Raw genomic sequence first — 1,288 nt, 5'->3', positions numbered from 1 at the left:
CGATTGCTCAACTGCAGAGGCCGTTAATAGACCCAAAGACGCCGTACCAGGCGCCCCGACAATCGGGTCACCCGAAGCAAAAGTCTGCACCCAAACACTATCGCCATCAGGTGATAAGCCTTCTACGTCATTGAAGTTAGCCAAAGCTGCCTGCCCTAGAACCAAAGACTCACCGTTGGAGAAACGAGACAGAATGACACCCGACTCATCGACATCCAGACCGACTAATCGACCTGTGGTATAACCATTCTGACTTAAGTCATTTACAGCAAACGGGCTACCAAACTGAGTAAACGATGATACATCTACCTCAAAGTTTGAGCTAGTTGGCGGCTGAGGAATCGGCAAAACCCCGCCATCCACAACATTCAAAGGTCGTGCCGCCCCATTTTGATTGCCTTGACTATCTAAAGGGTCCCAATTAGAAATCAAAACATCATCTGACAATGTTTCATTTAAAGTACCGTCATCGCGGAATACCAAATTATAAGTCGCTCGCGATGCATCTGTTCCAATTAATGGATCTCCAACATCCTGGTTATCCACCTGCACATGCATTTGCCAGGTATTTTCTCCCGACAACGAAGACTGCTGCTTAACGAAATACATGGTCAAAACATGAGAGTTACCAAGACTGTCAAAAATAGTCGTTGACGTCGCGTGGTTATAGGTACCAGGATCCGTTGGTGAAAATTGGTTATTAACAAAAGGCGCACCGGTAAAGTTGGTAATGACGGGCGTTGTGGCACTTAAGTTGGTCGCAACGACCCCCTCGTCAAGTACAATGCTAACTCCACCACCTACAGTCGCATTCAAAACGGCAGGAACAGCATCAGGGTCAAGCACTACCGGCGTCGCCGCGGCATCACTCCCAAGAACCTCAAAACTATCGCCCGAGACACCCGCAAAACCGAATACCAAGTTAGCTCCTTGATCCTGAATAATCTGCAAATCACCAGTAGCACTATCTATGACGGCGGTAACCCCCACCAACGCAGACGAGTTAATACGAGTTCCCAAGTCGGCCAATTGCAATGCATCTGTTGCACCGGCTGGCTGGAAACTAATTCCGTTTAAGCTAATACTCATATTTCCTGAGGCATTATCATATCCAGCTAAGGTTATTGTAGAGCTGGTACTAGCAGTCGCATCCACACCTTCTAAAAGCGAAAACTGAGATGCAATTGCCCCGGCAGTTGATTCCGCAGTCGTTGTAATGGTCTGCGACGTGCCATCCGGAAAGGTCACTTCGATATCCTGACTCGCATAGCCATTCACAATTCCTGCT

The 1,288-nt window shown here is 47.9% G+C and carries 1 protein-coding gene; it reads right to left on the bottom strand.

The annotated features are described in order from the left end of the window. On the bottom strand, positions 1–1,288 hold a 1,288-nt coding region (locus tag A3756_RS19480; protein ID WP_156490614.1), incomplete at both ends, for a flagellar hook-basal body complex protein.

This window comes from Oleiphilus sp. HI0086 (assembly GCF_001635225.1).
The sequence above is the reverse complement of the archived record's forward strand: the minus strand, read 5'-3'. Positions and strand labels throughout refer to the sequence as shown.